Consider the following 14,474-nt stretch of genomic DNA (forward strand, 5'->3'; position numbering starts at 1 on the left):
GCCTCAGGCGTCCATGCTGCGCAGGCGCTGGCGGTTGCGCAGCACGATCTGGCGGGCACCGGAGAAGCCGAGAACGCCCTGGCTGTGCAACTGCGACAGCGCGCGCGACACGGTCTCCAGGGTCAGGCCGAGATAGTCGCCGATATCGCGGCGGCACATCGGCAGCGCCATCATGCCGGCGACGGCGAGGCGGCGGTCCATCTCGAGCAGGAAGGTCGCGACGCGCTCCATCGCGGTCTTGCGGCCCAGCAGCAGCATGTGGTCCTCGGCATGGCGGAGATCGCCGGCCGTCATGGTCCAGAGCTTGCGGGCGACCGCGACGTCGACGCCTGCGGCCTGTTCGAGGCTGCGGCGTTTCACCAGGCGCACGGTGGTATCGATGATGGCCTCGGCGGCGAGGCGATGCATGGAGCCGAATTCGAGGCCGAAAACGTCACCGGGAAGATGGAAGGCGCCGATCTGGCGGCGGCCGTCGGAGAGCAGCTTGTAGCTGCGAACCGCGCCGGAGATCACCTGGTAGACGTACTCGGCCGGCTCGTCCTCGCCATAGATCTCCTCGTCCTTCTTGTAGGAGAACTCGCTGGCGATGAGCCCGGCATGGCCGGTGATCTCGGCAAAGGGATTGGCGGCAGGAGAGACGACAGGAGAGGGGACGGCGTGGGGGGCGTTGGTGCTGACGACCGAATTGGTAATCGACTGATTGAGCATGACCATCTCCTTGCGGCGGATGGCGATGTGGTACACGGCGGCTCCCGTTAAGGACATTTCGGCCGTTATCTTAAGGGGGGTTCCTTACGTAGATATACGTAGCCGGCCCGCTCAGGAGACGCGCTGGGCGGTACCCGAATGGTCGTTGGCGATCGCCTTGCGGATCCGCTTCACCAGATTGTCGTCGAGCAGCGGCTTGAGCAGGAAATCCTGGATCCCGACGGCCGCCGCGCGCGCCGCAAGCCGGTCATCGTAGTGCCCCGTGATCAGCACCACCGGCGCGGTCGCCCCCTGCTTGCGCAACCGTTCGGCGAGCTCGACGCCGTTGATCTCCGGCATCTTGTAGTCGACCACGAAGCAGTCGACGGGCGCGTGGTCCGAGGCCTTGAGCAGCGCGGTGCCGCTGCGAAACGTGCGCACGTCGAAGCCATCGGCCTCCAGCAGGAAGCGCAGCGAGCCGAGGACGTCAGCATCGTCGTCGGCTACGTAGACCGTAGGTTTTGTGTGAGCCGACATCGCACGTGCCGCGAGAATGTGATGTTGAACCGAGGCGCAAGATAACACTCGATTCTGTCAAGGTAGCTTGATCTAGCTCAATCCTTCAGCGCGCCTGCGCGCATCGCCAGACGCACCAGCTCGGAGAGGCTGTTCGCTCCCATCTTGGTCATCACGTTGGCCCTGTAGACCTCGATGGTGCGCGGACTGATGTCGTATTCGCGCGCGATCAGCTTGTTGGAGAGACCGGCCATCAGTCCATCCATCACCTGGCGCTCACGGGGGCTCAGGCTGGCGACGCGCGCCAGGATGTCCTGCGTGACCGATTCGTTCTTCGCGGCCGGCTCGGCCTGCTGGATGGCCGTTTCGATCATGGCGACCAGTCGCTCGTCCTCGAACGGCTTCTCCAGAAAATCGACCGCGCCGAGCTTCATCGCCTCGACCGCGAGCGGCACGTCGCCATGGCCGGTCATCACCAGGATCGGGAAGCTGCTGCCGGCGGCCTTCATGCGCTTGAGCAGCTCGATGCCGTCGATGCCGGGCATCCGCACGTCCGAGACGACGCAGCCGAAAGGGAGCATCGGCAGTCGGCCGAGAAAGACCTCCGCGTTCTCGAACAGCGTGACGTCAAAGCCTGATGAATCGAGCAGGAAGTTGAGCGAATCCCGCATCGCCTCGTCGTCGTCGATCACATAGACCTTGGCCCGTTCAGCCATCGTGCTCAACCTTGGTGGAGGCCGCGGGCAGGGTGAAGCGGAACGTCGCGCCTCCCGCTTCGTTGTTCTCGGCCCACATGCGCCCGCCATGGGCCTCGATGATGGACCGGCTGATCGAGAGGCCGACTCCCATTCCGGTGTCCTTGGTGGTGAAGAAGGTCTTGAAGAGATTGGGCATGACGTCGTCGTGGAATCCCGTTCCGGTGTCGGACACCGAGACCTCGATCAAGTCGTCGCTGAGTCTGCAATTTGTCGCACTGAGCTCGCGGCGTTCGGAATGAGACATCGCCTCGAGTCCATTGCGGAACAGATTGACCAGGACCTGCTGGATCTGGACCCGGTCGGCGAGCACGAGATCGGCCTCCGGATTGAGTTGGAAGCGCAACTGGACGTTCTGCTCGCGGGCGCCGGAAAGGCCGAGGGCGCCGGCTTCCTCGATCAGCTTCGACAGGCTCTCGACCCGCTTCTCCGATTCGCCGCGCGAGACGAAATCGCGCAGACGGCGGATGATCTGGCCGGCGCGAATCGCCTGCTCGGCGGCGCGGTCCATCGCGCTCTCGATCTTGGGCGTGTTCGGATCACTGCTGCCGGCCAGCAGCCGGCGCGAGCCTTTCATGTAATTGCTGATCGCGGCGAGCGGCTGGTTGAGCTCATGCGCCAGCGCCGAGGCCATCTCGCCCATGGCGCTGAGGCGCGACACGTGGACCAGTTCCGACTGCAGTTCCCGCAGCCGTGCCTGGGTCTGCTGGTGCTCGGTGAGATCATGGGCGAAGCCGGTGAAATAGGGCTTGCCGCCGGACTGCATCTCGCCGATCGACAGATGCATCGGGAATGTCGTGCCGTCGCGGCGGCGGCCGGTCACGATGCGGCCGATGCCGATGATGCGGCGCTCGCGGCTGGCATGGTAGCGGGTGAGGTAGCCGGCATGGCGCGAGCGGTCCGGCTCGGGCATCAATTCGCTGACGTCAAGGCCGACCGCTTCTGCCTCGGTGAGGCCGAACATCCGCTCCGCCGCGGAGCTGAAGAACTGGATGGTGCCGCTGCCGTCGATCACGATCATCGCGTCCGGCACGGTGTCCAGGATCGAGCGGAAATGCTGCTCGCGCAGCCGCAGCGTCTCCTCCAGCCGCTTCTCCTGGTCGATGTCGAGGGCGATGCCGCGCAGATGATGCGGCGCGCCGGCCTCGTCGGGGACCACGCCGGCAAGCACGCGAATCCAGTGGCCGCCGCCGGACACCTTGAACGACATGTCGAACCCGGTGCTCCGATGGCGCGAATCCTCGATCGCCGCCTCGACCGGCGCGCGATCCTCGGGCGCGAGCAGCGCCAGGAAGGACCCGTAGGTCACCGGCTGATCGGCCGCCACGCCGAACAGCTTCCGCGTCGTCACCGACCAGTAGAACTCGCCCGAGGCCAGATCGAGATCCCACGCGCCGAAGCCCAGCCTCCGAGCGTCCTCGGGAGCGTCGTCGAGCCTGGCGGATGCATCCGGGAAGGGGTGGGTGAAGTCGCGCAATTCGAGGCCTTTGATCGATTCGCCGTTGTCCGATTCGCCGTTGCCGCCGCGGCCGGGAGGCCGACCACCGCGGTATCCTATACCAGATTGCGCCCCTGCAACCCGGCCCGACTTAAACTTTGGTTCGACAATTCAAGGCTTTCTCCGATCCTGGGCCGGGTTCCAACGGTGTCCTGCCGCCCGTGCTTCACCGCCGCACCTTGATCTATCTCATCACGGCAGGTGATTTCACCTCTAAGAGCTGCATGGAAGCAATGTTTGGAGAGGCGGGATGACGTTCGCGACTGTCATGGTGAGCCTTGCGCTCAGTCAGCCGAATGAGGCCCGCCTTCAGGTCGCGGCCGACTTGGCGGCGCGCTTTGACGCAGGTGTCATCGGCGTGGCGGCCGCGGAATTCGCGCCGCCGCTGTATTTCACGACCGGCGAGCAGGCGCAGGATCTGATCGAGCAGGGTGAGGCCGCGCTGCGGAATCGATTGGCCGAGCTCGAGCAGCAGTTCCGCACCGCAGTGGGTGACCGGGCTGCGTCGTTGAGCTGGCGCAGCGCCGTGGATTTCCCCGCGCGCTACGTGCTGGCGCAGGCCCGTGCCGCCGACATTCTCGTCACTGGCGGCGTGCCGCCCGGGGTGTCCGATGCGTTCGCGGTGGCCAATCCCAAGGATCTCGTCATGCAGGCCGGGCGCCCGCTGCTCGTGGTGCCGGACAACGTCAGCAGCCTCGATCTCGGGACCGTGCTGGTGGCCTGGAAGGAGACACCGGAGGCGCGCCGCGCTTTGACCGATGCCCTGCCGCTGCTCGCCAAGGCGAGCGGCGTCGTGGTCGCCGAGATCCCGGAGACCGCCTCGGAATATGACGCCTGCGCGGCGCGTCTTGCGGACGTCGTCGCATGGCTCGGCCGTCACAAGATCGTCGCATCGGCGCGCGTCGCGGAACCGGGGCAGGGGCGCAACGTTGCGGCTACGCTCGACGCCGTCGCCATCGATGTTTCGGCCGGTCTCGTCGTGGCGGGCGCCTATGGCCATTCCCGATTCCGCGAGCTCGTGCTCGGCGGGGTCACCGAGCATCTGATGACGCGCAGCGAGCGTTGCGTTCTGCTGTCGCACTGAAATTCGACCCGCTCCATTCGAGAACAGGATTGCCGCCTTGTACAGATTTCTCGAGGAAACCGCCGGCAACTACATGACGCGGAACGTCACGACCGTGACCCGGGAGACGACGATCCGCGAGCTCGGCGAGATGTTCGACCGCGACGATTTCAACACCTACCCCGTCGTCGAGAACGACGAGGTGATCGGCATCGTCACCAAGTTCGACGTGCTGAAATGCTTTGCCTTCACGCCGAATCAGATGCTGCCGCGCTACAGCGACCTGATGAACCGGACGGTCGCCGACGTGATGACGTCCGAGTTCATCTACGTCAGGCCGGATACGAAGCTGACGCGCGTGCTGCAGCTGATGGTCGAGCATCGCATCCGCAGCCTTCCCGTGACCGATGCCGACAACCGCGTGGTCGGGATCGTCGCGCGCGAGGACATCGTGCGAGCGCTGGCGGCTGCCGCCAAGGATTGAGCGCGGCGCGCTGAGTCCGAAGCCTGCTACGAACGTCTAATGACGGCCGGCATGCATCGCTGCATGCCGGCCGTCGCCGTGTCTGCGAGCGAAACCGCGTCGGACCGCGTCGTCGTGCAACACTCCGCCTGTTTACCGGCGAACTGGTCGCAAAGTTGATTTCGATCAATTCCACGTGTGAACGATTGTGGTTGCTGGGCTCGTGTTCTTTCAGCGAGATTCCGCATGAGCGCGTCCTCATCCACAAAATCCATGACCATCGGCGAAAGTGGCTTGTCGCTCACTTTTGCCGTCACCGCCTTCCTGTGCGTCTTCGCTGCGGCGAAGGCACTGGATACGGCCTTCGCGTTCCACGCCTCGCTCGCGGCTGCCGCCAGCGCGGCGTCCGTCTTCTTCATCCTCAACCGCTACTTCGAGCGCCGCGAGCTGCCTCCGCAGGAGATCAATGGTCGGCCGAACTACAATCTCGGTCCGATCAAGTTCGCCTCGTTCATGTCGATGTTCTGGGGCATCGCCGGCTTCACGGTCGGACTCATCATCGCCTCGCAACTGGCCTGGCCCGCGCTGAACTTCGACCTGCCATGGACCAGCTTCGGCCGCCTGCGGCCGCTGCATACCTCGGCGGTGATCTTCGCCTTCGGCGGCAACGTGCTGCTGGCGACGTCGTTCTACGTCGTGCAGCGAACCTGCCGCGTGCGTCTCGCCGGTGATCTCGCGCCCTGGTTCGTGGTGATCGGCTACAACTTCTTCATCCTGATCGCGGGCACGGGCTATCTGCTCGGTGTCACCGAGGGCAAGGAGTATGCCGAGCCCGAATGGTACTCGGATCTTTGGCTGACGATCGTCTGGGTGGTCTACCTGCTGGTCTTCCTGACGACGATCATCAAGCGCAAGGAGCCGCACATCTTCGTGGCGAACTGGTTCTATCTTGCCTTCATCGTCACGATCGCGGTTCTGCACCTCGGCAACAATCCGGCGCTTCCGGTGTCGCTGTTCGGCTCCAAGTCCTACATCGCCTGGGGTGGCGTGCAGGATGCGATGTTCCAGTGGTGGTACGGCCACAACGCGGTCGGCTTCTTCCTGACCGCCGGCTTCCTGGCCATCATGTACTACTTCATCCCGAAGCGGGCTGAGCGTCCGATCTACTCGTATCGGCTGTCGATCATCCACTTCTGGGCGCTGATCTTCCTCTACATCTGGGCCGGCCCGCACCATCTGCACTATACGGCGCTGCCGGACTGGACGCAGACCCTGGGCATGACCTTCTCGATCATGCTGTGGATGCCCTCCTGGGGCGGCATGATCAACGGCCTGATGACCCTGTCGGGAGCGTGGGACAAGCTGCGGACGGACCCCGTGCTGCGCATGCTGGTCGTCTCGGTCGCCTTCTACGGCATGTCGACCTTCGAAGGTCCGATGATGTCGATCAAGGTGGTCAACTCGCTCAGCCACTACACCGACTGGACCATCGGTCACGTGCACTCCGGTGCGCTCGGCTGGGTCGGCTTCGTCTCCTTCGGCGCGCTGTACTGCCTGGTGCCGTGGATCTGGAACCGCAAGGGTCTCTATAGCCTCAAGCTCGTGAACTGGCACTTCTGGACGGCCACGCTGGGCATCGTGCTCTACATCTCCGCGATGTGGGTCTCGGGCATCCTGCAGGGTCTGATGTGGCGGTCCTACACGGCGCTCGGCTTCCTCGAATACTCGTTCATCGAGACCGTCGAGGCGATGCACCCCTTCTACATCATCCGTGCCGCCGGTGGCGCGCTGTTCCTGATCGGCTCACTCATCATGGCCTACAATCTCTGGATGACGGTCCGTGTCGGTGAGGAAGAAGTTCAGTCGCCCGTCGCCCTTCAGCCGGCGGAGTGAGGTATCAACCATGTCTTTCTGGCAACGACACCAAGTCTTCGAGAAGAACTCGATCATCCTGGTCATCGGCATCCTGCTGGTGATCGCGATCGGCGGCCTCGTCGAGATCACTCCGCTCTTCTACCTGAAGAGCACGATCGAGGCGGTCGACGGCGTGCGTCCCTATACGCCGCTCGAGCTGGCCGGCCGCAACATCTACGTCCGCGAGGGCTGCTATCTCTGCCATTCGCAGATGGTTCGTCCGCTGCGCGACGAAGTGGAACGCTACGGCCACTTCTCGCTCGCCGCGGAGAGCATGTACGACCATCCGTTCCAGTGGGGCTCCAAGCGTACGGGTCCTGACCTCGCCCGCGTCGGCAACAAGTACTCCGACGACTGGCATGTCACCCACCTGACCAACCCGCGCGCCATCGTCCCGCAGTCGATCATGCCCGGCTATCCCTTCCTGAAGGAGGCCGAGCTGAACGCCGACAACGTCGCCGATCACCTGAAGACGCTGCGGGCGGTGGGTGTGCCCTACACCGACGACCAGATCGCCAACGCCGCCGCCGACCTCAAGGCGCAGGTCGATCCGGATGGTGCCGGTGCCGAGGCGCTCACCAAACGCTATCCGAAGGCGGTGGTGCGCAACTTCGACGGCAAGGCGGGTGCGCCGACCGAGATGGATGCGCTGGTAGCGTACCTGCAAATGCTCGGCACCTTGGTCGACTTCAAGATCTACAACGAAAAAGCCAATCTGCGCTGAGATCAGAGGCGAACATCATGAAGCCCATCATTGCAGTCGAAAACATCGCGTCGTCACTCGTGACGACGCTGTGGACCCCGATCTTCGTCGCGATCTTCATCGCGATCGTGACCTATGCCCTCTGGCCTCGCAACAAGGCCGCTTTCGACGAGGCGGCGAGCATGCCGTTGCGGGAGGATTAATTCATCATGGCTGACCATACCGAAGTCGACAGTGTCTCCGGCACCCCCACCACCGGCCACGCCTGGGACGGCATCAAGGAGCTCAACACCCCGCTGCCGCGGTGGTGGGTGATCACCTTCTACATCACCATCGTCTGGGCGATCGGCTACTGGATCGTGTATCCGGCCTGGCCGACCATCTCCAGCAACACTCAGGGCCTGTTCGGCTACTCGTCCCGTGCGGACGTGGGGGTCGAGCTTGCCAATCTCGAGAAGATCCGCGGCGCCAAGATGGCCGCGCTCGCGACCGCCTCGCTCGCCGACATCGAGAAGGATCCGGCGATGCTGGCCCTGGCGCGTGCCAAGGGCAAGACCGTGTTCGGCGACAACTGCGCCGCCTGCCACGGGACCGGCGCGGCCGGCGCCAAGGGCTTCCCGAACCTGAACGACGACGACTGGCTGTGGGGCGGCTCGCTGGAGCAGATCCAGCAGACCCTGCTGTACGGCGTGCGCTCGGGTCACCCGAAGACGCGCGAGGGCCAGATGCTCGCCTTCGGCAAGGACGGTGTCCTGAAGCCGGCGGAGATCGTCACGGTCGCCAACTACGTCCGCGAGCTGGCGGGCCTGCCGACCCGGCCGGGTTATGACGCCAAGGCCGGCGCCAAGGTCTTCGCCGAGAACTGCGTGGCCTGCCATGGCGACAACGCCAAGGGCAATCCGGAGCTCGGCGCGCCGAACCTCACGGACAAGATCTGGCTGTACGGCTCCGACGAGGCGACCTTGATCGAGACCATCACCAATGGTCGCGCCGGTGTCATGCCGGCCTGGGAGGGCCGTCTCGACCCGACCACGATCAAGGCGATGGCGGTCTATGTCCACTCGCTCGGTGGCGGAAAGTAGCGGAAATCCAACGGAACTTTCCCTTCGATTGAGCTGGATCAACTGAGCGGCCGGAGGTGGACATACCTTCGGCCGCAACTGCGAGAAGACCCCCAGCCATGATCCGCCAGCCATGAACCAGACGGTAAGACCGGACGACCTGAAGCCTCAGGACCTGCAGCCCGTGGACGATTACGGTCCGCTCTATGCTGCGCACAAGAAGGTCTATCCGCAGAGCGTCTCGGGCACTTTCCGCCGGATCAAATGGGGCCTGATGGGCTTCTGCCTCGGCGTCTATTATTTCCTGCCGTTCGTGCGCTGGAATCGCGGCCTCGGCGCGCCCGACCAGGCGGTGCTGATCGACTTCTCGAACCACCGCTTCTATTTCTTCTTCATCGAGCTGTGGCCGCAGGAGGTGTACTACTTCACCGGCCTCCTGATCATCGCCGCCATCGGCCTGTTCCTGATGAACGCGATCGGCGGCCGTATCTGGTGCGGCTATCTGTGCCCTCAGACGGTGTGGACCGACCTGTTCTATGCCGTCGAGCGCCTGATCGAGGGTGACCGGCGGGAGCGCATGAAGAAGGATGCCTCCGGCGACCCGATGAAGCTGGAGCGGATTTCGGAGCTCGTGCTCAAGCATTCGATCTGGCTGATGATCGCGTGGTGGACCGGCGGCGCCTGGGTGCTGTATTTCAGCGATGCGCCGACGCTCGTGAAGGATCTCATCACCTTCCAGGGGCCGATGCTCGCCTATGTCTGGATCGCGATCCTGACCGCGACGACCTACACGCTCGCCGGCTTCATGCGCGAGCAGGTCTGCGTTTATATGTGCCCGTGGCCGCGCATCCAGGCGGCGCTGACCGACGAATGGGCGCTCAACGTCACCTACCGCTATGACCGCGGCGAGAGCCGCATGTCGGTCAAGAAGGCCGCCGAATTGCGCGCGCTCGGCCAGCCGGCCGGCGACTGCATCGATTGCAAGCAATGCGTGGCGGTGTGCCCGACCGGCATCGACATCCGCGACGGCGCCCAGATGGATTGCATCCAGTGCGGCCTCTGCATCGACGCCTGCGATACCGTCATGACCAAGATCGGCCGCCCGACGCGGCTGATCGGCTATGACAACGACATCAACATCCATCGTCGACAGGAATGCAAGCCGCCGATCTACAAGCTCGTGCGCCCGCGGACCATCGTCTATGCCGCGATCATCGCCGTGGTCGGCGGCGCCATGGTCTACAAGCTCGCGACCCGGTCGCTGCTCGAGGTTAACGTGCTGCACGATCGCAATCCGATCGCGATCAAGCTGTCCGACGGCTCGATCCGCAATGCCTATACGGTGCGCGTCCTCAACAAGCACGGCTTCGATCGCGTCATCGCCATCGACATCGAGGGGCCTGCCAATTCGACCGTCCACGTCGTCGGTGCGGATTCGGTGACGCCGGACCGGCCGATGATCGTGATCGGGCGCGACCAGACCGAGGAGCTGCGCCTCTTGGTGACCGCTCCCGAGGAGAACAATCCCGCGAAGTCCATCCCAGTGAAGTTCCATGTGACGGATATCGGTCTCGGCGTCGTCGCCTCCGCCACCGACAATTTCGTCAGCCCGTAGAGCTAAGGAGCCTGTCAATGGCCAGCCGTTCCAATCCTTCTTTCCAGCTGACCGGAGGCATGGTGCTCGCGATGCTCCTCGCCTTCTTCGGGACCGTGATCGGCGTCAACGTCTACATGATGAAGATGGCGATCTCAACCCTGCCGGGCACCGAGGTCGACAGCGCCTACAGCGCCAGCCTCGGCTACGAGAAGGAGATCGCGGCGGCGCGCGCCCAGGAGGCGCGGCGGTGGCAGGTCGAGGCGCATATCGAGCGTGGCGCCGGCGGCGCCGCCATCCTGCAGGTCAACGCGCGCGACGCGAGCGGCAATCCCGTCTCGGGCCTGACCTTCCAGGGCCGGCTCGAGCGTCCCGCCGACAAGCGCGCCGATCAGGACGTCGCCCTCGCCGAGGTCGGCATCGGCATCTATCGCGGCACGGCGGAGGCGATCGCGCCGGGCCAGTGGGACCTCGTGCTCGAAGGTGATTCCAGCGGCCGCCGCCTGTTCATGTCGAAGAACCGCGTGCTGCTGAACTGAAGGGACTTCCGATCATGCATGTGACGCGTGACTTCTCCCATTACGTCAAGGATCTCGGCGCCGGCCTGAAGCACATCGACCTCGCGGTCGAGGGTGTCAGCTGCGCCGGCTGCATGGCCAAGATCGAGCGCGGCCTCTCGGCACTGCCCGACGTGACGCTCGCGCGGGTCAACCTGACCGACCGCCGCGTCGCGCTGGAATGGAAGCAGGGCACGCTCGATCCGGCCAAGTTCATCGACCGCCTCGCCGAGCTCGGCTACAAGGCCTATCCGTTCGAGAAGGCAAGCGCCGAGGCCACCGAGGCCGAGGAATCGCGCTTCCTGCTGCGCTGTCTCGGCGTCGCCGCTTTCGCGACCATGAACGTGATGATGCTGTCGATCCCGGTGTGGTCCGGCAATGTCAGCGACATGCTGCCGGAGCAGCGCGACTTCTTCCACTGGCTGTCGGCCGTCATCGCATTGCCGGCCGCGGCCTATGCCGGCCAGCCGTTCTTCCGTTCGGCATGGCGCGCGCTCAAGAGCGGCAACGTCAACATGGACGTGCCGATCTGCATCGGCGTGATCCTGGCGCTGGGCATGTCGGTCGTCGAGACCTTCCACCACGCCGAGCACGCCTATTTCGACGCCGCGATCATGCTGCTGACCTTCCTGCTGGTCGGCCGCTATCTCGACCAGAACATGCGGCGGCGGACTCGCGCCGTCGCCGGCAATCTGGCCGCGCTGAAGGCGGAGACCGCGACCAAGTTCATCGGCCCCGACGAGATTTCGGAGGTACCGGTCGCCGCCGTTCGCGCCGGCGATCTCGTGCTGCTGCGGCCCGGCGAGCGCTGCGCCGTCGACGGCGTCGTGGTCGAGGGCCGCTCCGAGATCGACCAGAGCCTGATCACCGGCGAGACGCTGTACGTGCCGGCCGAGCAGGGCACCGCGGTCTATGCCGGTTCGCTCAACATTTCCGGGACGCTGCGCGTCCGGGTCTCGGCCGCGGCCGAGGGCACCTTGCTCGCCGAGATCACGCGCCTGCTCGACAACGCGCTGCAGGCCCGCTCGCGCTACATGCGCCTCGCCGACCGCGCCTCGCGGCTGTATGCGCCGGTGGTGCATGCGACCGCTGCGCTCACCGTGCTCGGCTGGGTGCTGATGGGCGCGAGCTGGCACGACGCCATCGTCACCGGCATCGCCGTGCTGATCATCACCTGCCCCTGCGCCCTCGGGCTCGCGATTCCCACCGTGCAGACCGTGGCGTCGGGCGCGATGTTTAAGTCCGGCGTGCTGCTCAATGCGGGCGATGCGATCGAGCGCCTCGCCGAGGCCGATCACGTCATCTTCGACAAGACCGGCACCTTGACGCTGCCGGAGCTCGAGGTCGTCAACGCCGCCGACATCCCTGCAGATGTGTTCGCGCTGGCCGGCCAGCTAGCGCTGTCGAGCCATCATCCGGTGGCCGCGGCGGTGGCCCAGGCCGCCAATGCGCGGTCGCCGCTGATGGGCGCGGTCGAGGAGCCGGGCCAGGGTGTCCGCGCCGTCGTCGACGGCGTCGAGATCAGGCTGGGACGTCCAACGTTCTGCGGCGCCGAGGCGCTGGTTGCGCAGACCGGCAGCGTCGATCCCGAGGCCTCGGTGGTGGCCTTCAGCCGCGGCGACAGCAAGTACCTGTTCTCGGTGCGCCAGGGCTTGCGCCCCGACGCCGCCAAGATCGTCGCCGGCCTGCAGCGGCGCGGCATCAAGGTCGAGATCCTCTCGGGCGATCGCGAGGCGGCGGTGGCCGCGGCCGCCAAGGCGCTCGGCATCGGCGAGTGGCGCGCCGGCGTCACGCCGGCCGACAAGATCGCGCGCATCGAGGAGCTGAAGCGCGCGGGCGTCAAGGTCATGATGGTCGGCGACGGCATGAACGACGCGCCGTCGCTCGCCGCCGCGCACGTCTCGATGTCGCCGATCTCGGCCGCGCATCTGAGCCAAGCCACCGCGGATCTCGTCTTCCTCGGTCGTCCCCTGGCGCCGGTGCTGGCCGCGATCGACTACGCGCGCAAGGCGCTGCATCTGATGCGGCAGAATCTGTGGCTCGCAGTCGGCTATAACGCCCTGGCGGTGCCGCTGGCGATCAGCGGCGTCGTCACCCCGCTGATCGCGGCAGCCGCGATGTCCGGCTCGTCGATCATCGTCATGCTGAATGCGCTGCGTGCCCGCAAGGTGGCCGGGGAGGCCGCGTCATGGAAGTGATGATCATTCTCGTCCCGCTCGCTCTGGCGCTCGGCCTTGCCGGCCTGGTCGGCTTTCTCTGGTCGCTGAAGAGCGGCCAGTATGAGGATCTCGAAGGGGCGGCCTGGCGCGCCATCGCCGACGACGATGAGCAGGCCCCGCCGGCTCAGCCCGAGGCCGCGCCGAGCCGGTCCTGAACGCCTGGCAGCGTCATCCGACGCGCCAGGTATCCCGCGACCGCGAGCGCGGCGGCGATGCCTGCCACGCAAGCCGTCCAGCCGAACCGGTCGAACAACTGGCCGAGCACGGCCGTTCCGATGATGCCGCCGGCGAAATAGCTGGCGAGGTAAAGACCGCTTGCAACGCCCTGATCGTGGGCGGCGGTCTTTCCGACGAAACCTGTGGTCACGGCCTGGGCGAAGAACGTGCCCGCTCCGACCAGCACCATGCCGGCGAGCACCGCCCCGAGCTGTGACGACAGCATCAGGACGAGGCCGAGGCCTGCGGTTGCGAGTGCGCCCCAGATCGCGCCCTGTGTGCCAATCCTTGCGACCGTCCGGCCGGCGAGCAGCGTGGTGACGATCGAGGGCAGGAAGACGAAATACACCAGTCCGACCTCCATCATGCCGAGCGACAGCGGCGGTCGCACCAGCACGAAGTTCACGAAGGTGAAGGCGCCGATGAAGGCGAACAGGACGCAGAAGCCGACGCCGAAGGCCGCGCGCAGCCGGCGGTCGCGCAGGTGATCGGCGATGGCCCCGCCGCGCAGCCGCATCGTTCCCTGCACACGCATGGCCGCGCCTCCGACCGCGAATGCGGCGAGAAGGGCACCGCAGACATTGAGCGCGGCGAAGACGTAGAAGGTCGGCTTGAGGCCCAGGGCACCGGTGAGACCGGCCGAGAGCAGGCGCCCGACCAGATTGCTGGCGACGTTGCCGGTGATATAGGCCGCGAAGGCGCCGCCGGCCTCGCTGGCGGTGCACTGCTCGCCGAGATAGGCAAGGGTGAGGGCGAACGTCGAGGCCATGCACAGGCCCTGCAGGATGCGCAAGCCTGCGAACACCGTCAGGTCGGGCGCGCTGCCGAGCAAGGCGGTGAAGCCGGCGAGCAGGGCAAGGCTGGCGACGATGCCGATCCGGCGATCGATCAGCGGGCTGAGCAGGCCGATGACCAGGCTCGCGATCGCCATTCCCAGCGTGCAGGCGTTGACGGCAAGCCCCATCTCGGCCGCGCTGACCTGATAGTAGCGCGCGAGGACCGGCAGCATCGCCTGCGCCGCGAACAGATCGACGAGGCTGAAAAAGGCGAGCAGGCCGACCAGGACCGCGCGCCGCGCCGCCCTTCGTGCATTCACATCGGCGGCTCCAATCGGCAACCGTGCGGACAGATCCGTCATGGCAATCTCCTCGGCTCCACAGGCAACGCGGCCGTATCCGGATCGCCTGCCTGAAGGGGGCGATCCGAAGGCGGCTGGCGGAGGCCCGCG

The 14,474-nt window shown here is 65.7% G+C and carries 15 protein-coding genes; 10 read left to right on the forward strand and 5 right to left on the reverse strand.

Features of this window, described 5'->3' with window-relative positions:
* Positions 1 to 3 precede the first annotated feature (3 nt).
* The 4 genes from ACQR0U_RS16170 to fixL all read right to left on the reverse strand — a co-directional run bounded on the left by ACQR0U_RS16170 (position 4) and on the right by fixL (position 3,435).
* Entirely contained in the window at positions 4 to 708 is a 705-nt protein-coding gene (locus ACQR0U_RS16170) for a helix-turn-helix domain-containing protein (protein WP_315715816.1), read from the reverse strand.
* A gap of 111 nt (positions 709 to 819) precedes the next feature.
* Positions 820 to 1,224, reverse strand: coding sequence for a response regulator (locus ACQR0U_RS16175; protein ID WP_315715697.1), 405 nt, complete (start codon positions 1,222 to 1,224; stop codon positions 820 to 822).
* A gap of 77 nt (positions 1,225 to 1,301) precedes the next feature.
* On the reverse strand, positions 1,302 to 1,919 hold the full coding sequence (gene fixJ / locus ACQR0U_RS16180; protein ID WP_315715698.1) for a response regulator FixJ: 618 nt from the start codon (positions 1,917 to 1,919) through the stop codon (positions 1,302 to 1,304).
* Positions 1,912 to 3,435, reverse strand: coding sequence for a sensor protein FixL (fixL, locus tag ACQR0U_RS16185; protein WP_409999224.1), 1,524 nt, complete (start codon positions 3,433 to 3,435; stop codon positions 1,912 to 1,914). Before fixL ends, fixJ begins: the two co-directional genes overlap by 8 nt.
* Positions 3,436 to 3,706: 271 nt before the next feature.
* On the opposite strand from fixL, the gene ACQR0U_RS16190 reads away from it, so the two are divergent.
* From ACQR0U_RS16190 to ccoS, 10 genes are all read left to right on the forward strand, one after another.
* Positions 3,707 to 4,540 carry a universal stress protein gene (locus ACQR0U_RS16190; protein WP_434843574.1) on the forward strand — a complete coding sequence of 278 codons (834 nt, stop codon included), beginning with the start codon at positions 3,707 to 3,709 and terminating at the stop codon, positions 4,538 to 4,540.
* Between the two features lie 37 nt (positions 4,541 to 4,577).
* Positions 4,578 to 5,003 (forward strand): CBS domain-containing protein, encoded by a 426-nt coding sequence (locus tag ACQR0U_RS16195; protein WP_315715700.1) that lies wholly within the window; start codon positions 4,578 to 4,580, stop codon positions 5,001 to 5,003.
* A 225-nt stretch (positions 5,004 to 5,228) separates the two neighbouring features.
* Positions 5,229 to 6,875 (forward strand): cytochrome-c oxidase, cbb3-type subunit I, encoded by a 1,647-nt coding sequence (ccoN, locus tag ACQR0U_RS16200; RefSeq protein WP_315715701.1) that lies wholly within the window; start codon positions 5,229 to 5,231, stop codon positions 6,873 to 6,875.
* A 10-nt stretch (positions 6,876 to 6,885) separates the two neighbouring features.
* Complete coding sequence (ccoO, locus tag ACQR0U_RS16205; RefSeq protein WP_316170621.1) at positions 6,886 to 7,620, forward strand: cytochrome-c oxidase, cbb3-type subunit II; 735 nt, start codon at positions 6,886 to 6,888, stop codon at positions 7,618 to 7,620.
* Positions 7,621 to 7,637: 17 nt separating this feature from the next.
* Positions 7,638 to 7,802: a cbb3-type cytochrome oxidase subunit 3 gene (locus ACQR0U_RS16210; protein ID WP_315715702.1), complete on the forward strand. Its 165-nt coding sequence runs from the start codon at positions 7,638 to 7,640 to the stop codon at positions 7,800 to 7,802.
* Between the two features lie 6 nt (positions 7,803 to 7,808).
* The gene (gene ccoP, locus ACQR0U_RS16215; RefSeq protein ID WP_316164330.1) at positions 7,809 to 8,681 is read left to right on the forward strand and encodes a cytochrome-c oxidase, cbb3-type subunit III; all 873 of its coding nucleotides are present in this window, start codon (positions 7,809 to 7,811) and stop codon (positions 8,679 to 8,681) included.
* Between the two features lie 112 nt (positions 8,682 to 8,793).
* The gene (ccoG, locus tag ACQR0U_RS16220; protein WP_434843573.1) at positions 8,794 to 10,275 is read left to right on the forward strand and encodes a cytochrome c oxidase accessory protein CcoG; all 1,482 of its coding nucleotides are present in this window, start codon (positions 8,794 to 8,796) and stop codon (positions 10,273 to 10,275) included.
* A 17-nt stretch (positions 10,276 to 10,292) separates the two neighbouring features.
* Positions 10,293 to 10,793, forward strand: coding sequence for a FixH family protein (locus tag ACQR0U_RS16225; RefSeq protein WP_315826421.1), 501 nt, complete (start codon positions 10,293 to 10,295; stop codon positions 10,791 to 10,793).
* Between the two features lie 14 nt (positions 10,794 to 10,807).
* Positions 10,808 to 13,009, forward strand: a complete 2,202-nt coding sequence (locus ACQR0U_RS16230) for a cation-translocating P-type ATPase (RefSeq protein WP_315715706.1) — start codon at positions 10,808 to 10,810, stop codon at positions 13,007 to 13,009.
* Positions 13,000 to 13,185: a cbb3-type cytochrome oxidase assembly protein CcoS gene (gene ccoS, locus ACQR0U_RS16235; RefSeq protein WP_315715707.1), complete on the forward strand. Its 186-nt coding sequence runs from the start codon at positions 13,000 to 13,002 to the stop codon at positions 13,183 to 13,185. Before ACQR0U_RS16230 ends, ccoS begins: the two co-directional genes overlap by 10 nt.
* On the opposite strand, the gene ACQR0U_RS16240 is transcribed toward ccoS, so the two are convergent.
* Complete coding sequence (locus ACQR0U_RS16240; RefSeq protein WP_434843572.1) at positions 13,155 to 14,384, reverse strand: MFS transporter; 1,230 nt, start codon at positions 14,382 to 14,384, stop codon at positions 13,155 to 13,157. The genes ccoS and ACQR0U_RS16240 overlap by 31 nt on opposite strands.
* Positions 14,385 to 14,474 lie beyond the last annotated feature (90 nt).

It is taken from the genome of Bradyrhizobium sp. HKCCYLRH3097 (assembly GCF_051167875.1).
GTDB lineage: Bacteria > Pseudomonadota > Alphaproteobacteria > Rhizobiales > Xanthobacteraceae > Bradyrhizobium.

Coding starts and splice junctions, on each gene's coding strand:
- ACQR0U_RS16170 (WP_315715816.1), bottom strand. CDS start 708: ATGCTCAATCAGTCGATTACCAATTCGGTCGTCAGCACCAACGCCCCC.
- ACQR0U_RS16175 (WP_315715697.1), bottom strand. CDS start 1,224: ATGTCGGCTCACACAAAACCTACGGTCTACGTAGCCGACGACGATGCT.
- fixJ (WP_315715698.1), bottom strand. CDS start 1,919: ATGGCTGAACGGGCCAAGGTCTATGTGATCGACGACGACGAGGCGATG.
- ACQR0U_RS16190 (WP_434843574.1), top strand. CDS start 3,707: ATGACGTTCGCGACTGTCATGGTGAGCCTTGCGCTCAGTCAGCCGAAT.
- ccoN (WP_315715701.1), top strand. CDS start 5,229: ATGAGCGCGTCCTCATCCACAAAATCCATGACCATCGGCGAAAGTGGC.
- ccoO (WP_316170621.1), top strand. CDS start 6,886: ATGTCTTTCTGGCAACGACACCAAGTCTTCGAGAAGAACTCGATCATC.
- ACQR0U_RS16210 (WP_315715702.1), top strand. CDS start 7,638: ATGAAGCCCATCATTGCAGTCGAAAACATCGCGTCGTCACTCGTGACG.
- ccoP (WP_316164330.1), top strand. CDS start 7,809: ATGGCTGACCATACCGAAGTCGACAGTGTCTCCGGCACCCCCACCACC.
- ccoG (WP_434843573.1), top strand. CDS start 8,794: ATGAACCAGACGGTAAGACCGGACGACCTGAAGCCTCAGGACCTGCAG.
- ACQR0U_RS16225 (WP_315826421.1), top strand. CDS start 10,293: ATGGCCAGCCGTTCCAATCCTTCTTTCCAGCTGACCGGAGGCATGGTG.
- ACQR0U_RS16230 (WP_315715706.1), top strand. CDS start 10,808: ATGCATGTGACGCGTGACTTCTCCCATTACGTCAAGGATCTCGGCGCC.
- ccoS (WP_315715707.1), top strand. CDS start 13,000: ATGGAAGTGATGATCATTCTCGTCCCGCTCGCTCTGGCGCTCGGCCTT.
- ACQR0U_RS16240 (WP_434843572.1), bottom strand. CDS start 14,384: ATGACGGATCTGTCCGCACGGTTGCCGATTGGAGCCGCCGATGTGAAT.